The sequence below is a fragment of the Streptomyces sp. NPDC044719 genome (genome assembly GCF_056433405.1).
The window spans coordinates 681,520-696,249 of sequence record NZ_JBWKHE010000001.1 but is presented as its reverse complement, the minus strand read 5'-3'; the positions used below and the strand labels follow the sequence as shown (position 1 = coordinate 696,249).

Genomic DNA, 14,730 nt, shown 5'->3' with positions numbered 1-14,730 from the left:
CGGCGGAAGCCGTGCCGCTCGAGGAGACGTACGGAGCCGGCGTTCCCACTGAACGGGTCGGCGTACAGCGGCCGGTTCTGCTCCCGCTCCAGGAAGAGGGCCAGGGCTCTGCTGCCGATGCGTCGCCCCCAGTACGGGCGTCCGAGCCAGTACCCGGTGAAGCGGCGGTCCCCGTCCCACCAGGCGACGAAGTTGCCGGCGACGTCACCGTCCACGGTCACGGTCTGCACGAAGACGGTGTCGTCCCCGAGGACGTTGGCCTTCCAGTGCCGCATGAACGCGTCGCGCGGCCGAGGCGTGAACCTCGACCGCCGAACGGCCTCCGGGTCGTGCTCGTACGCCAGGAAGGACTCCAGATCCTCTTCCACGACGTCGCGCAGGCGTACGTCCATGTCGTCTTCGCTCATGCCCGGAGTGTGGCAGCCGCCACTGACAACGTCCCTCAGGGAACCAGCGGACGCACTTCCTCCGCCACGAACCGCACGAACCCCTCCGGGTCGGGCTCGTCCCCCGTCGGCTGCAGCACCACGGTGTCGGCACCGGCCTCGGCCAGCCGCGCGACGGCCCCGGCCACGGCACCGGCATCCCCGGCGACCCCGAGGTCCGGAAGGGATTCCACTCCCTCGTCGACCAGCTCGGCACGGAGCCGGCCGGCGGCATCGGCCCCGGTCGCGGTCAGCAGATACACGACCACCGGGTGCGGCCCGGCCCCGCGACCGGCCGCCTCCCGCCCTTCGGCGATGAGCCGCCGCGCCTCCCGCACGCCCTCGGCGTTGGTGGAGGCGGTGAGGATCGTCCCGTCGGCGGCCTCCCCGGTGAGCCGCAGCGACCGCGGCCCGGTGGCCCCGGCCAGCACGCCGCTTCCCATGTCTTCCGGCGGCCAGTCGAGGCCGACGTCGTCGAGGCTGACGTACCGCCCGTCGGTGGTCACCCGCTCGCCGCCCAGCAGCGCGCGCAGCGCGACGAGATGCTCCCGCAACAAGGTCACCGGCGACTCGACCCTCGCCCCCACCTGCCCCATCCAGCTCTGCACGCCATGCCCCACACCGACGATCGCCCGCCCCGGGAACATCCGGTGCAGCGAGGCGACCTCCATGGCCGTGACAGCAACATTCCGCAGTGGCACAGGCAACAGCCCCACCCCGACCCGCACCCGCTCGGTCCATGCGAGGGCCGCGGCGGCGGTGGAGATACCGCCTTCTCGAAAGCAGTCTTCCCAGAGCCAGAGTTGTTCCAGGCCTGTCTCATCGGCGATCTGGGCTACGGAGCGGAGTCGTTCTGGGGCGAGTTGCGGACGGAACACTGCGCCGAGTTCGGTCATGCTGCTCTTCCTACCCGGGCGGCGGTACACGCAACAAGGCACCTTGCGCCCTTTGTCTCTCCGGCGAACCAACCATCATGTTGGTCAGGCTCATGGCCGGGCTCTACGCATCGACCAATGGCGACTCAAAGCTGGTCAGTTCCGCAATCTGCCGCAGAATCTCGCGATACTGCTCGCGTCGCTCCACCTCGGGTGTGCTCAGCATCAAGACCGCCATGCGCTTGCAGTCCGGGTGCGGGAGGTAGGCGTAGATCTGAAGCAAGGGGGTCGGTGGGAGGCCGGACTCTGGGGTCGGCGTGCGCACCATTTCGCCCAATGACGCGGGACCGCTGGACAGGTCCAGGTACTCGACGTGGGAGTGCCGCTCTGCTGTGGCCACTGCCCTCGCCGCACTCACCGACCGTGGGGACCAGGCGATGTCTCGCCAGGACACCGTGAAGAGGGAGTGGAGGATTCCGCCGGTGCCTCCCTCCACATCGTCGCGGTGCAAACCCAGGGAGCAGTGGACAGTGCCCACCTCACGCAGTGCACGGAGGAGTTGCTGGCCCGAAGCCAACTGGCCGATGAACTGGTGACGTGTGACGCCGCTTGGAATGGCTTCGACCAGCGGATCGAGTGCTTCCCGGAGCCGGTTCGCCTCGGCGGAAGCGGGCGACGCGAGGAGGATGTCGAGCGGCAGCTCAGTGAAGCCGCCGGGCACGGCGAACCAGATACCAGAACTGGCGTCATTGGCGGAATCATCGATGAGGACCTGAAATGTCATGTTGCGGGATTTCCAGATTCGGCCGATTGAAGGATCAGGAACGGGCCGGGCGGATGCCGACTCGGCGTCCGCGTTCAATATCCTCGGCAGTAGCTCCCCAGTCCGCGACAGAACGGCGGCCGCCGTCCGATCCCGACTGCTGGCTCAGGAGACGGAACCGGCGGGGCGTCGACTCGTCGGAGGTGGGCGCGGCGATCACGCCGATGAAGCGAGGGTCTCCAGCGAGCCACACCACGCCGACCTGAGCCTTCAGTTCAGGCTTCGCGCGAGGAGCCATCCGGCGGTGCCACCAGCCCACTCCCCAGTGCCGGGGAAACACCATGGGCAGTCGCTCCTCCGGGCGGGCAGGGTTCGGGAACTCAAACCACCCGTACTGCCTGCCGACGACGTCGGGCCGATCAGCGAGCCCGTGTGCGGCGTCGCTGTACAAACGCCACGGGTATTCCTGTAGGACACGTCTCGTCTGAAAGGCGGCTGGAAGGACGAAGAGCTGGAGGAACGCGCGGTAGAAGCTGTACAGCAAGAACGGTACGAAGAGGATCGTGTACCCGGGAGAGAGGAACAACACCAGGATCGCCAGCAGGGCGAACCACAAGGCGATCCAGCCAAAGAGAGCGAGCGCGTTCACAGCCAACTGTTTCAACCAGGCGCGCCGGGTCTGCGGGTGCTCCCAAGCAACGGAATGGTCCGTGGGGTTCATATGATCTCTCTTGTCCTCTGGGTCAGAACACGTGCTGGGCGAGATCGATCAGTGCCCCGCCGTCCAGGATGGCCCGTGCACCGTCAACGCCGGTACCTGTGTCCTTCGCTCCGTCATTTTCCAATGTGTCCACCGCACTGGACACCAGACCGTACCCGGCGGTCACGACGCCGAGTGAAGCCGAGGAGATCTCCACGATGTCTCCGGCACGGGCGGAGTCACGAGCCCCGCGCACCACCATGTTCAGGGCCGGATTTCCGAGGTTGGAGATGGCCTTGGCTTCACCGATGGTCTTGCTGCCCAGCGTAGTCAGCACCTTCCCGAGGGATACCGCTTCCTCACTGGCCTGAAGGGCGCGCATCGTTCCACGAGCACCCATGCCGACGGCGCTCACGCCCGGAACAGCTCCCAGGACGTCACCGCCCAGACTGACGACGTTTCCCCAGAAGTCGGAGTCCAACTCACCTTTTGTGATGCCATCTACGAGGGAGGCGCGCACTTTGGGGTCGGACAGTCGCACAGTGAGCGCTGAGGCGCTCAATGCCGCTGCCGCCAACAACAGGACGGCGGCAGCCATGCCGCCCGTGGCCACGAACAGCGCCACCAAGCCGATGACGCCAGCTGTGAAGCTCAGGATGTCGGGCAGGTTCTCCACGAACCACTCGCCGAATTCCTCAAGCCACCCCGGCTCATGTGGCGCCAGTTTCTTCGTGGCGTCGCGGATCTTGCCGGCGCGGTACCGGGCCTTCCCCTCATGCTCCTCGGCAAGCTTCTTCGCCTTGCCAATGATCTTGTCGAGCTCGGCCTGAGCCGCTTCCACAGCGTTGTTCGCACTGGTCAGGCGCTTCTGCGCCTTATCGTCGCGGCCGCCCTTGCCGTCCAGGTCGGGGTCGTTCTTCGCTGTTTCAGCGTGCCCCTTCGCCTCCTCCACGGCAGCCTGGGCGTCCTTGGCGTCCTGCTCCAGCTTCTTGGCCCGGCGCTGGAAATCCTCGAGTTCACCCTCCCAGCGGTCGAGCTGCCGGGCCGCCTTGCGAACGGAGTGCGCGGCGTTCTTCAAGTTGAGCGGGAGCGGTCCGTCATCAAGCTGCTCGCGGAAAGCGACGGCGGCATCGCCCTTCCAGTAGCTGCCGTCCATGAGCTTAGTGACGAGCTCGTGCGTCTCGTGCAGGGTCTTGGCACAGTTGGCGAGCTTCTTGGACAGATCACGAACCGCTTCGGTGGCGCCCGGCGTCGGATTGAAACCCAAGTGGGGATAGTGGGGGTTAGGAATGGAAGGAGAGGACTTGAGCCCCTGAGGCAGGCCCCCATTCCGGGCGGCTGGCGAGTTGGCGTAGGAGGGCTTTTCAATACCAGGCGTGACCGTCACTTCTTACCACCCGGCTTTCCGGCCCTGGCCTTCTTCAAGGCCTCTTCCAACGCCTTGTCAACTTCCTCATAGCTGTCCTTGCTCTGTTCGATGATCTTGGCAAGGTCCTCGGTCTGCTTACCGATTTCTTCGGTGCCGTACTTCCAGTCCTCCTGGAAATCCTCGCACGCAGAGTCCAGATCGTCCGTACCCAGACCGGTGACGGTGGCATCGCTCAGGGCCTTGCGCAATCCCTTCAACGAATCACTCGACTTGTTCAGAAGCCGCATGAAGTGCGCGAGTTCGCCGCCATCCACAGCCAGCCGGTCAGCCATGTACCGCTGCCACCTCCCTGTTCGGAACTGTGTGCCTGAGGCGGCGACTCTACCTGCGTCGCCTTTGAAGCAAGTCGGGCGATCCCCTCTGAGGAGAGCGATCGCCCGACCGTGGGACCTCAGGATCGTCAGCGGTTGACGGCTTGGATCTCCTGGACGACAACGTCCTGCTCGGTACCGAACGTGCCGTCGGGCAGGAGTTGTTGGCCCTGGACGCCGGTACCTGTCCAGTGGATCTTCCAGGTGAGTGTCGCCTGGAGCTTGTACGAGCCTTCACCGGAAGAGCGCAGATATTTCACTCCACACGGTGGATTCTTGTCAGCTTTGCCTCTTGCGTACGGTTCACCAATTGAACCATCCGTGATCTGGCACTCGCCCGAGTCCGGATAAGTAACGGCGTCACCCGTGCCCGGCTCGATCTTCAGAGACACCGGCTCGGCGGTGGTGGTCGCCTGGATGTTCAGCAATGGGACACTTGCCGTTACCGACACCGGCTTAAACTTCGCCGAATCCAGCCAAGCCCAAGTCGGTAGATTCACCTTCGTGGCTTCCTGGGGTGCGAGTTCTACCGTGGTCGACGGGACACGAATCTCGGCGTACGCAAGCTGGGCGAGCATCTCGGGCGTGATGGCTTGGGGGACATTAGCGGGCGGCGGGTCTCCATTGTCCACCCAGAAGATTGGCTCGGTGCAGTCGAGGGAACCCGGGTTGCCGACCTGACTTTCAGGAACGTAGGAGTCCCACCAATATCCTTCACCGGCCTTATCCTTGTTGAAGTCCTTGTACGGATGCCCGTTCACGTAGCGATCGCGCTGCTGCGCATCCCACTGGTAGCCCGTCGACTCGGCCTCCCAGGTGGGCTCCAGAGTCTTCTGAAGTTGCTCAGGCGTGTACTTCGGCGCGTAGTAGCAGGGAGGCGGGGTCCACGAAGTCGTGGATTCGACACCCCCCGCGGACTTACCCGAGCCGTTCTTCGAACGGTCGAAGACGATCACACCGCTTGCCGAGGACGCGAGCGTGTCACCCTCCACGGAGCCCGAGGGCTTCGACGTGCTCGTATCGCTCTCGGTGGTGCCGTCGGGAGTGACCTTGGCCCAGGCACTCGGTGTGCCCGCAGCAACAAGGACCACAGCCAGGGCCAGGCCTCTCAGAACTCCCCGTTTCACTTCAGACACTGCTTCGCTCCTGCGGTCGAAACGATGCGCGTGGTCCGCCAGACCCCGGCCTTGTTCTTCTCCAGCCGGGTGTTGTAGAGGATGAAGTCCTCTTCGGAGGGGGTCGTGACCTTGGGCTTGTTCGTCTTGAGATCCTTGGCGTAGCCCTTGCTCTCGTCGGCACAGAACAGGACCGATGCCGCCGTACCACCATCGAGAGTCACAGTTCGGTCGTAGTACCTGATGGTGCCCGTAATGCCGAGGTTGGCCTTTTTGAACTTCTCCACCCAGACGGCGGCAGCCTCCAACGCTTTACCGGCGTTGTAGAAGTTCATCGCCTTGGCTCTGGGGTCAGTTCCCGCAATCGCCGCGTTGACCGCGCGCATACGGTCAGCGTTGTCCGCTAGTACGGCGTCCTTGTCGGCATCGCCCGTCTTGCCGCCTTCGAAAGTCATGGTCAGGTCGGACGGCAGCTTGATCTCCGGTCGGTCTGCGGACTGTGGAGCCGAGTCGGTGGGCGATGCCGATGTAGCGTCCCCAGCATCGGCGCCAGCGATCTTGTCTTTGTCCTTGCTCTTGGAGCTGTCGTCGCTCCCGCACGCGGTCAGCGTCAGGGCCGCAGCTGCGGTCAGAGTGAGCGCTGCGAGGAAGGTGGGGCGGCGGTTCACGGTCGGCTCCCGGTCAGAGGCGAGGCTTCTCTTGAGCGAACCAAAGCTATACAGCGGGGTGGAGCCGCACCAGGGTGAAGGTTGTCAACTGGCGGGGCGTATGGGGAGAAAGCGGCGTTTCGCCGACCGGTATGAGCCGTAACGGTTGCATAACTCGATGACCGCAAACGGCCCAGCAAAGGGCTTGGGCCCGTGGGCCTATGTGGGGCCTACTCCCCTGCGGATACGTTCAGGCGGGCAGTCGGTGGTAGGTGACAAGTGACAGGCGACACGGTAGGAGGGCCCATATGGGACGGCGTTGGGAGGACGGCCATGGGGAGTTGGTCGTGCGCGGGGGTGATGGGAGGCCGTCTGTCCGTGTGCCGTTGGAGGTCGCCACCTCGTACCGGGCCCGTACGAAAGGGCTCTTGGGACGGGACTTCATCGACGGGGCGATTCTGCTCTCTCCCGCCAACAGCGTGCACACCTTTCGTATGCGCATGCCGATCGATGTCGCCTATCTCGATCGGCACCTACGCGTCGTCGCCGTGCGCACGATGCGGCCGGGGCGGCTGGGGATGCCTCGGCTGCGGGCGCGGCATGTGGTGGAGGCGAGGGCTGGGGCGATGGGTGAGTGGGGGGCGCGGGAAGGTGCCCAGGTGGCGATTTTCGTGGAAGGGAAGGAAAGTTAGGCGAGCCGGCGCCGTCGTTATGCGTTGCCGTTGACCAGGGCCGACGACGGGTCGCCGCGCAACCTGATGTAGCCGCACAGGACAGGTGCGGCCCAGTCGCGTTGGTTCTGGTCGCTGTCTCGGTCGGCCACGTCCACGTCGGCGCCTTCCGTCCGTACCGCCTCTGCCAAGGCCTCGGCGAGCGACGCGGGCGGGATGGGCGCGCCGGCCAGGAGCAGGTCATAGATCATCGGCAAGTCCCCGTTCGTGCACTGTCTGAGCAGGTGAGCATGGGCTCGATCTGGTGCTGTCAGAGGCTCGTTCCGCCGCTCCCCAGGTCGAAGAGTGTGCTTTGTGCCGCTTCCGCGTTCTCCCAACTCGCCGGGCCGTCCGGTTTCACCGACAGCCGCTCCAGTGCCGCCCTGGCCTCCGGGCTGTCCATCGCGCCGAGCAGTTCGATGGCGGAGTCGGCGCCAATATCCTCAGTCACGCAACGCTCGGCCAGGTCCACCGCCCAGTCGGCGAAACGGCCCGGGGCAGGATCGAGAGCCAGCCAGCGGAACACCGAGTCGGTGATGTCGTCCCGCAGCGACGGGATCATGGCCAGCATCGCCGCTTCGACGTGCCGTACGACGTGCCGCTGCAGCGGATACAGCTGCGGTCGGCCCTGCCACGCGCCGACCAGCGCGTCCACGCCGGTCCATGTCACCTGGCTCGGGCGGGGCATGGCCTCCCCGACGGCCTGATGGAACTCCTCCCAGGCATGCCACAAGAGGCCGGGGGACGGGGGCTGAGGCACTTGCGGAACCAGTCCCGGGTCTTCCAGGAGTACGGTCACCACTCGCCGGGCTTCCGCCAGTCGCTCGTCGGTGCGGGGCAGTTCCGCGATCCGGCTCCAGTCGCACTCGTCCCAGGGCTGTGGCAGGGATCGCAGGGCTTGGGGCAGGACGTAGTCGCCCTCCGGATCGCGCCACCGTGCGACCTGCGGATCCCACATCTCCTCGCCATTCGGCTCCGTGCCCGGCTCACTCATCCCTGCGTCCCACCAACGTCCCGTCTCCGTCGTCCGCTCAGTCGTGGGGCATGGGTTCACGGCCGGCTCCCGGCCAGTGGGGAAGCTTCTCCTGCGCCGAAATGTGTGGAGTACTCACACCCACTGCTGCGCGGTATTCCTCGTCGTGGCCGACAGGCTCGGGTCGAAGGCCAAGGAATACGGAAGGTCCTGCAGCCCTTCGGGCAGCAGCGGCCCCTCTTCGCGGGTGGCTTGCCGGGCACGAACGTCGTACACCGAACGGCGCAGCCCGAGAAGCCGGGAACGCACATACGGGCGGAAGTCCCGGACCTCGTCGTCGTTTACGAGTTCCCTCAAGGCTTGTTCGCCGCGCGGACGACCGAGCGAGACAAGCAAGCGCACCGCCGCCTCGACCGCCACGCCGACCCGCACGAACGCGGCTGCGAACAGCGCAACGTCTTCAGCCTCCCCGTCCTTCAGCGATCCGGCGGTGGTTGCACGCTCGAGTGGTTCAGGCACCGTGGGGATGCTCATGTCAGCCCAGGCTTGGACCACCTGCACCACCCGCTCCCGAGTGACCCGGGACGTGGTCGGCATGATTCGGGTCAACCAGGCGTCCGCCTCGAGCCCTCATCCGGCACATCAAGGCGGGCAAGGCCGACCACCTGCTGTAGGCCCCCACTGGGAGCCTGCCTCCGCCGCCTCGGAGAGCAGTCGCGTCGCCTCGGCCACTGCGACGTTCCGGTCGATGTAGCGCATGGCGAGGTCCAGGGCCCAGGGAGCGAAGCAGCCCTCACGCCACAGCCATTCGAGCATTCCCCGTGCCAGATGTGCGGTGATGCGCGCAGCCCACCGCTCGGCGAACGCCTCGGGGTTCGTGTCCTCCAAGTCGATGCCCAGTCGCTCACACTCGTACCAGGCCCAGATCAGACGCTCCCGCGTGACCAACCGCGCGTCGAGCATCAGGGGGACGAGGACCATCTCGACTTCCAGCCACGCGGGCCGGTCCTCCGCATCCTCCAGCCACTTTCCCTCCCATTCGGGAGGTTCCTCCGACGCCGACCGTTCGTCAGGCAGCAGCGCTTCGAGAACGGCCCGCGCTTGGGCGAGGCGCTCCGGTGTCGGTTCGTCCTCCAGCTCCCAGCCGCCGGCCCAGCTGCATGTCAGATCGCGTACCACCTTGGGCAGGAGCAATTCCTCGCCGTCGGTAGGACGAGCCGCCCGTGCCTCGTAGTCCGGTCTCCTCAGCTTCGCGAGCCACTCGCGGGCCTCCCGACGGTCACCTTCGGCCACCGACTCGTCCTTCACGAGGCGCGCCAGCGCCTGCTCACCGTGCGGGCGGCCGAGATCGCGGAGCAGCCAGATGTTGTCGTAGCCACCCAGACCGGCGTGTACGCCCAGCTCGGCAAGCGCGGCGGCCCGGGAGGCTTCCCGGAGCTCACTTTCACGCACGGTCTCCCGCAGCGACCACAGCAACCCTTGGACCTTGGACGAAGCCTCCCGGCGTTCCCGCCGAGCCGTGAAGTGCTGACGCTGCTCGTCGGTGAGCGGGAGACCGGGCTCCTCCTGGGCCCGATCCCAGAGGTCCTCCAGCTCGTCCGGCCAGCCGCTGTCTCTCGGCGGGGCAGCGGCGATCGCCGTCTCCAACTCTCCGAGGAGCGCAGTTGTGCGGTCCTCGGGAATCTCCGCGTGCTCCTCGTCGTACGTCATGAGACCCCCAGGTACCCCATCGCGGTCTTCGGATCCTTCATCTTGCCGGAGCGTAGAGCGTCGTACTTCTCCGCCTCGCTCTTGGCATTCCAGGCGTCGTTCATGGCCTTGAGCTGCGCAGGAGTCACCTCTTGGCCGGCGATGCGGGCGCCGACTTCATTTTGGGCCATCCTGGAGGCTGGGGTTCCCGGAGGAGCGTCCTCGCCTCGCTTCGGCGGCTTGAACCCGTCGAAGATCTTCTGCCATCCCCTGGTGGAGGCGATCTCGTAGCGGGCGACGCGGCCCGGCTCCGCTCTCTGCCACGCGCCCAGCCTGTCCACCTGTGTGGCTATGGAGCCCTTGGTCGTCGCGTTTCCGGTGTTCTTGACCTCCACGACGTGCACCTTGCCGTCCTTGCCACGGTAGGCCACATCGGCGTCCGGGATGCCTGTGACGTCGACCTGGCCGCCCAAGCCGTCTGGGTGTACCGGCGACTCGCGTTTCTTCCTGCGCTCGTCGCTGTCGCCGATGTCCGAGTACACCGTGCTGCCATCCGCCGCCTCGTCCTGCGCCACACGCTTCGTGACGTTCGCCTCGGCGAGGTTCTCGGCGAGCTGGTCCTTGGTCTTGGAGTTCAGCACCTTGGCGGCGAGCTTCTCCCTGCTGGTGTTGTGGATGTTCTTCTGGTTCACCAGCTCCGAGACGTCGGCGATGGCGTCCGCCGCCTCCTTCTTGCTGATGTCCTTGGAGTTCGGGTCGACGTCGTCCTTGGCCCGCTTGAGCAGGTTCTCGAGCTGGGCCTCCTGCAGGTTGACTTTCTCGCCCTGCGGGAGCCGCTTGTACGCCTTGATCTGCTCCCGCAGCAGCTCGGCCCGCGCGTCCAGCGCCTCCTGCTGGGCCTGGCGCGCGTCGTCGGCGTCGTCGCCCGTGCACTCCTTGCCGCCTCCTTCGGCGACGACGATCCGGCCGCTCTGCGGGGCCGCCAGGACGCCCGTGCCGGTGCCCGCGACGCCGCCGACCCGCGCGCCGCCGCCGTACGGGACGCGCCCGATCGCGATGGTGCAGCTGCCGTTCTTCTCGGCATTCTTCTTCGCCTCGTCGGCGTGCTTCTGCGCCTCGTCCGCTGCCTTTTTCGCGCCGTCGAAGTCGCCCGCCCTGGCCGCCTTGCGCGCCTTCTCGGCCGCGTCGGCCGCCTTGTCGAGGGATTCACCGACCTCGGCCAGCTTCTTGAACTTGGTGAACTTCGTGATCGTCTTCGGGCTGAAGATGCCGATGACGTTGACCACGGTGTTGCCGATGGAGGCGCCGTAGTTGCCCTTCTCCCAGTTCTCCTTGTCGACGAACGTGTCGATCGCCAGGTCGGACACGAAGTCCTCGGGCGAGTTGACCCAGCCCCATACGGAGGAGACGTAGTTCCCCTTGTCCCACTCCTTGCCCAGCTCGTCGGCCTTGTCGCCCCACCAGTCCGTGGTGTAGCCCTTCAGGCCGTTCCAGCTGTCCTTGATCGAGCCGACCGGGTCGCTGACGAAGTCCATCGTGCTGGCCAGGAAGCTCTTGGTCGGGGCCACGAAGAATCCACGGACATGGTCCATGAACGTTCTGTCGTGACGTTCCTGGTCATGTACGTCGTCCCAGAGCGACCTCTCCTCGAACGGCCCCGGGGCGAGTGGGACTGTGTCGTTCGTCCCCGCGCCCTCATAGGTGATGATCCGAGTCGACCACGCCGGACCACCGTCGCTGTTGTTGCCGCCCGTACCACCGCCGGCACTCGTGCCTTCCTGGCCACCCGAACCGCCGTCGGTGCCCGAGTCGCCTTCGGAACCCGTCTCGCCGTTCGCGCCCGAACCACGGTCTGCCCCCGCGCCACCGTCCGGGTACGCGCCACCGTCCGGGTCCGCGCCACCGTCCGGGTCCGCGCCGTTGCCTCCGTCGGTGCCGGCGTCCGAACCGCCATTCCGGGGATCGTCATCGTCCCCGGCCGCACCCGTCTCCGTACCATCGCCCTGCGGAGCGGCGCAGGCCGTGCCCGTCACCGAGCAGACCGCCGACTGAATGCCGTCCGCGATGCGCCCGCCGAGACCGCCCACCGACAGCGCGAGGATGATCGCGGCGACGACCGCTACGAGCCCCGCGTACTCCACCGCGGTCTGGCCCTCGTCGCGGCGCCAGCGGATCATCCTCGCGAGGCTGAACGCCCGCCGCTCCTCCCTGTCCTGAGGAGCGGCCTGGAACCATTCCCGCGACGGGGCCCGACGCAGCAGCACGATGACCGCCACCGGCATCGCCGCCTGCGTGAATCCCCGCAGATCACCGTGCATCAGCGTGCCGAAGGACAGCCACACGATCCACGCCTGTACGGCGATCAGTGCGCGGCTCGTCCACACCCCGCCCCGCCACAGGCGCCGGGCCAGGTAGACCCCCGCCACGCTGGGCAGCGAGTCGTACACCAGGATCCCGAAGATCTCACCGGAGTAGTACGACACCACCGACAGCACGGTGACCACGTACAGCACCGTCAGCGCGAACTGCACCCACAGCAGTACCTGCGCCCAGCCCAGTTCCCGTGGCAACGGCGAACGCCGGTCCCAGGAGGGGGTGTTCTGCGCACCCCAAATCCCACTCGGGGGTATTGAGTTACCGGCACCGGACATGTGTGACCTCGGTTCAGCGGGCGGGCATTCAAGGCGGGCGCCCGGCCGAGGCTATTGAGAGTCGAACACTGGCACATGGGCCCCCGGGCCCACCCTCGGCCCAACTTGAACCGCAGGGCCCGTCCCTGCCTGCGGTGGCGAGAGGCGGGCCCCCGGTGAGTGGGCGCTGGTGACTCAGCTCTCCGTGCGCGGGAAGGAGACCTCGACCCGGCGGTTCTTCTTGCGGCCGGCTTCCGAGGCGTTGTCCGCGATGGGGTACTGCTCGCCGTAGCCGCGTACCTCGTAGGTGACATTGGAGTCGGTCAGTTCCTGGTCCAGGACGTTCTGTACGGCGTCGGCGCGTTGCCTGGACAGGACGTCGCCGTGGGCGGAGGAACCGAGGTTGTCCGTGAAGCCGAAGACCCGGATCTTCGTCGCGTTCTGTGTCTTGATCTCCTCGGCGATCGCGGAGATACGGGACTTCGCCTCCGCGCTGAGTTTCGCGCTGTCCTTGCTGAAGAGGACCTCGGCCTGGAGGGCGAACTTGACGTCGGCGTTGGTGTCTTCTCGGCGTTCGTCGCCGCTTTGGTCTTCTACGACCTGTTTGATGTCGAGGACCTTGGCGGAGGCGAGGGTGGCGCCCTCGGGGAGTTTGAGGTCGGGGTCGTTGGGGTCGACCTCGACGGGGGCGGAGGGGGAGGCCTCGGTGCCAGGGGGGACGCTGGGGCCATCGTCGGCGTGGGCGGTCGCGGCGCTGTAGAGGTTTGTGGCGACCATGAGGGCAGCGGAAGCGATGACCATGGAGACACGCTGCGCTGTCACGCGCCTTGAAATTTGAGGAGTGGTCACTTCCGCCTCACCCAGAGATCTTGATGAGAGCACTCGAGAACAGCGGCAGTTGGAAGGTGGCTTCGGTCGTGCTCGACGGGGGGGCCGGGAACTGCAGGAACACAGCCATGGATTCCCCGGCCTTGAGTGCCGAGAAGCCAGTGGTCGTCAAAGGACGTCCATCTGTGTCGCGCAGCACGTAGTACCGCTTCTTGCCCTTCGAGTCGACGAGTGTGGCGCCACCGAACGACCTGCCCTTATTGATGATCTCGGTCTCGTTACCACTCAGCTCGGCTGGGATGGTGACGATTTCGGAGCCGTCGTTCTTCAGGTTGCCGTTCACGGTGACGAAGCCACCGGAGTCACGCTCAGCGGAGGTGATCTGGAGGAGCAGGCCACTCGGCCCCTTCACCTCTGCCAAGGGCTCACTGTCCTGTCCCTCTTGCGCACTCGGCTTGGATCCAGTGTCCTTGGAGGCGGACGACGAAGGCTGCGGCTTTTCGCTGTCGTCGCCACCGCCGCCGCAACTGGCCACGCTGAGGGCCAATCCGGCCGCAACGGTCAACGCGACCGCCCCCCTGCGGGCCTTCGTAGTGAACCGAATGCTCATCACTCTGCGTCCTTCAACTCGTCGCTCGTATTTGTCAGTCGGCCAGATGGACGTCGAAGAGGTCCTCGGGTTTCGGGAGAACGCTGGGGGGATCGCCCGGCTTCAGGTCCCAGTCCCTGTCCTTCTTGCAGGAGAGCCGTGGCAGTACGTTCTCACCCGCGTCCGCGGCGGGAAGCTTGAACGTACAGCGGGGCTCGATCACTGCGGTGGCGAACGCATTCGATTTACGTTCCGCCGTGCCGGGGATGATCGAGTCTCCGACAGGCTTGTTGGTCTCGACCTCAACCGTGAAGCCCAGGAGGCTCTCCGGGCCGCAGCCAACCACTCGGGCGTCGTTCTGCGTGGCGAGCTGGTGTGCGCGCCAGCACGACGGGCCGAGTTCTTCGGCATTGCCGTCGAAGATGTCCTGCCACCTGGTCGGGTCAAGGACGTTCTTCACCCACGCGCCTGCGAGTAGGTTCCGCCTGTCCTGGGCCGCCGCGAGAGCTGCCGCATCCGCGGCCGTCTGGGCGCCGTTCCGATTGACCGCGGCCTGGCCGACCGCAAAGTACGCGAACGCGAGGAAGAGCAGGCTCCCCACCACGGTGATGTAGATGGGGAATGCCTGCCCTGCGTCGCCATATTTGCGAGGTCGGATCAAGGGGCGACCTTGTTGATCTGCGTGGTCAGCTTGTTGACGATCGTCTGACCGATGTTCGTCCCGGCGATCAGCACCACGATCGCCACGACCACCGCGATGATGCCCAGGTACTCGACCGCGGTCTGTCCCTTGTCGCCGGCGCGGCGCTGCATTGCTTCGACCGTGGTGTTCTTCCAGCCGTTCACGCGGACCTTGGTCGCAACGGCGGTCTTCAGCATCAGGTCGCTCATGGTGTTCCCCTCCGGGTTCGGCGTTGCCGCTTTCGGCACCAGAAACGTACGGCGGAACACCCCGCGTCCCAGAGGGCCCCAGGGCCCAATCCGGGGCCCAATCAGAGGCCCAGCGCAACTTCCGGGACTTACCTTTGACGACCTGGGCCCGCAGG

General features: G+C 66.2%; 17 protein-coding genes and 1 pseudogene. 1 reads left to right on the top strand and 17 read right to left on the bottom strand.

The genetic code is table 11. From position 1 onward, the window contains the following. Window positions 1-14: 14 nt before the first annotated feature. The 8 genes and pseudogenes from AC07DF_RS03315 to AC07DF_RS03280 all read right to left on the bottom strand — a co-directional run. A pseudogene (locus AC07DF_RS03315) lies at window positions 15-392 on the bottom strand (GNAT family N-acetyltransferase); the annotation flags it as partial. Window positions 393-442: 50 nt separating this feature from the next. Beyond that, entirely contained in the window at window positions 443-1,321 is an 879-nt protein-coding gene (locus AC07DF_RS03310; protein ID WP_478966438.1) for an LLM class flavin-dependent oxidoreductase, read from the bottom strand. Window positions 1,322-1,424: 103 nt separating this feature from the next. Then, window positions 1,425-2,084: a hypothetical protein gene (locus AC07DF_RS03305; RefSeq protein WP_478966436.1), complete on the bottom strand. Its 660-nt coding sequence runs from the start codon at window positions 2,082-2,084 to the stop codon at window positions 1,425-1,427. A 34-nt stretch (window positions 2,085-2,118) separates the two neighbouring features. Then, window positions 2,119-2,784 carry a hypothetical protein gene (locus AC07DF_RS03300; protein WP_478966435.1) on the bottom strand — a complete coding sequence of 222 codons (666 nt, stop codon included), beginning with the start codon at window positions 2,782-2,784 and terminating at the stop codon, window positions 2,119-2,121. A gap of 22 nt (window positions 2,785-2,806) precedes the next feature. Next, window positions 2,807-4,030 carry a putative T7SS-secreted protein gene (locus tag AC07DF_RS03295; RefSeq protein WP_478966434.1) on the bottom strand — a complete coding sequence of 408 codons (1,224 nt, stop codon included), beginning with the start codon at window positions 4,028-4,030 and terminating at the stop codon, window positions 2,807-2,809. A gap of 116 nt (window positions 4,031-4,146) precedes the next feature. After that, on the bottom strand, window positions 4,147-4,464 hold the full coding sequence (locus AC07DF_RS03290) for a hypothetical protein (protein ID WP_478966433.1): 318 nt from the start codon (window positions 4,462-4,464) through the stop codon (window positions 4,147-4,149). Window positions 4,465-4,592: 128 nt separating this feature from the next. Further along, window positions 4,593-5,639, bottom strand: coding sequence for a hypothetical protein (locus AC07DF_RS03285; RefSeq protein WP_478966432.1), 1,047 nt, complete (start codon window positions 5,637-5,639; stop codon window positions 4,593-4,595). Continuing rightward, window positions 5,627-6,286: a hypothetical protein gene (locus AC07DF_RS03280; protein WP_478966431.1), complete on the bottom strand. Its 660-nt coding sequence runs from the start codon at window positions 6,284-6,286 to the stop codon at window positions 5,627-5,629. The genes AC07DF_RS03285 and AC07DF_RS03280 overlap by 13 nt, the downstream gene beginning before the upstream one ends. Window positions 6,287-6,573: 287 nt before the next feature. Between AC07DF_RS03280 and AC07DF_RS03275 the strand changes: the two genes are divergently transcribed. Then, a complete protein-coding gene (locus tag AC07DF_RS03275) occupies window positions 6,574-6,957 on the top strand; it encodes a DUF192 domain-containing protein (RefSeq protein WP_478966429.1) in 384 nt (127 codons plus the stop codon). A gap of 17 nt (window positions 6,958-6,974) precedes the next feature. Here the strand turns inward: AC07DF_RS03275 and AC07DF_RS03270 are convergent, their stop codons facing one another. The 9 genes from AC07DF_RS03270 to AC07DF_RS03230 form a co-directional block, all read right to left on the bottom strand. Continuing rightward, on the bottom strand, window positions 6,975-7,187 hold the full coding sequence (locus tag AC07DF_RS03270) for a hypothetical protein (RefSeq protein ID WP_478966427.1): 213 nt from the start codon (window positions 7,185-7,187) through the stop codon (window positions 6,975-6,977). Between the two features lie 59 nt (window positions 7,188-7,246). Continuing rightward, a complete protein-coding gene (locus tag AC07DF_RS03265; RefSeq protein WP_478966425.1) occupies window positions 7,247-7,969 on the bottom strand; it encodes a hypothetical protein in 723 nt (240 codons plus the stop codon). A gap of 114 nt (window positions 7,970-8,083) precedes the next feature. After that, complete coding sequence (locus tag AC07DF_RS03260; RefSeq protein WP_478966423.1) at window positions 8,084-8,482, bottom strand: hypothetical protein; 399 nt, start codon at window positions 8,480-8,482, stop codon at window positions 8,084-8,086. A 108-nt stretch (window positions 8,483-8,590) separates the two neighbouring features. Continuing rightward, window positions 8,591-9,658, bottom strand: a complete 1,068-nt coding sequence (locus AC07DF_RS03255) for a hypothetical protein (protein ID WP_478966421.1) — start codon at window positions 9,656-9,658, stop codon at window positions 8,591-8,593. Then, window positions 9,655-12,207, bottom strand: coding sequence for a Flp family type IVb pilin (locus tag AC07DF_RS03250; RefSeq protein ID WP_478966419.1), 2,553 nt, complete (start codon window positions 12,205-12,207; stop codon window positions 9,655-9,657). Before AC07DF_RS03250 ends, AC07DF_RS03255 begins: the two co-directional genes overlap by 4 nt. Before the next feature lie 255 nt (window positions 12,208-12,462). Further along, window positions 12,463-13,068 (bottom strand): OmpA family protein, encoded by a 606-nt coding sequence (locus tag AC07DF_RS03245; RefSeq protein WP_478967577.1) that lies wholly within the window; start codon window positions 13,066-13,068, stop codon window positions 12,463-12,465. A 55-nt stretch (window positions 13,069-13,123) separates the two neighbouring features. Continuing rightward, a complete protein-coding gene (locus AC07DF_RS03240; RefSeq protein ID WP_478966417.1) occupies window positions 13,124-13,705 on the bottom strand; it encodes a hypothetical protein in 582 nt (193 codons plus the stop codon). 34 nt (window positions 13,706-13,739) lie between these two features. Continuing rightward, on the bottom strand, window positions 13,740-14,342 hold the full coding sequence (locus AC07DF_RS03235; protein WP_478967575.1) for a pilus assembly protein TadG-related protein: 603 nt from the start codon (window positions 14,340-14,342) through the stop codon (window positions 13,740-13,742). Next, the gene (locus AC07DF_RS03230) at window positions 14,342-14,575 is read right to left on the bottom strand and encodes a hypothetical protein (RefSeq protein WP_193502347.1); all 234 of its coding nucleotides are present in this window, start codon (window positions 14,573-14,575) and stop codon (window positions 14,342-14,344) included. Before AC07DF_RS03230 ends, AC07DF_RS03235 begins: the two co-directional genes overlap by 1 nt. Window positions 14,576-14,730 lie beyond the last annotated feature (155 nt).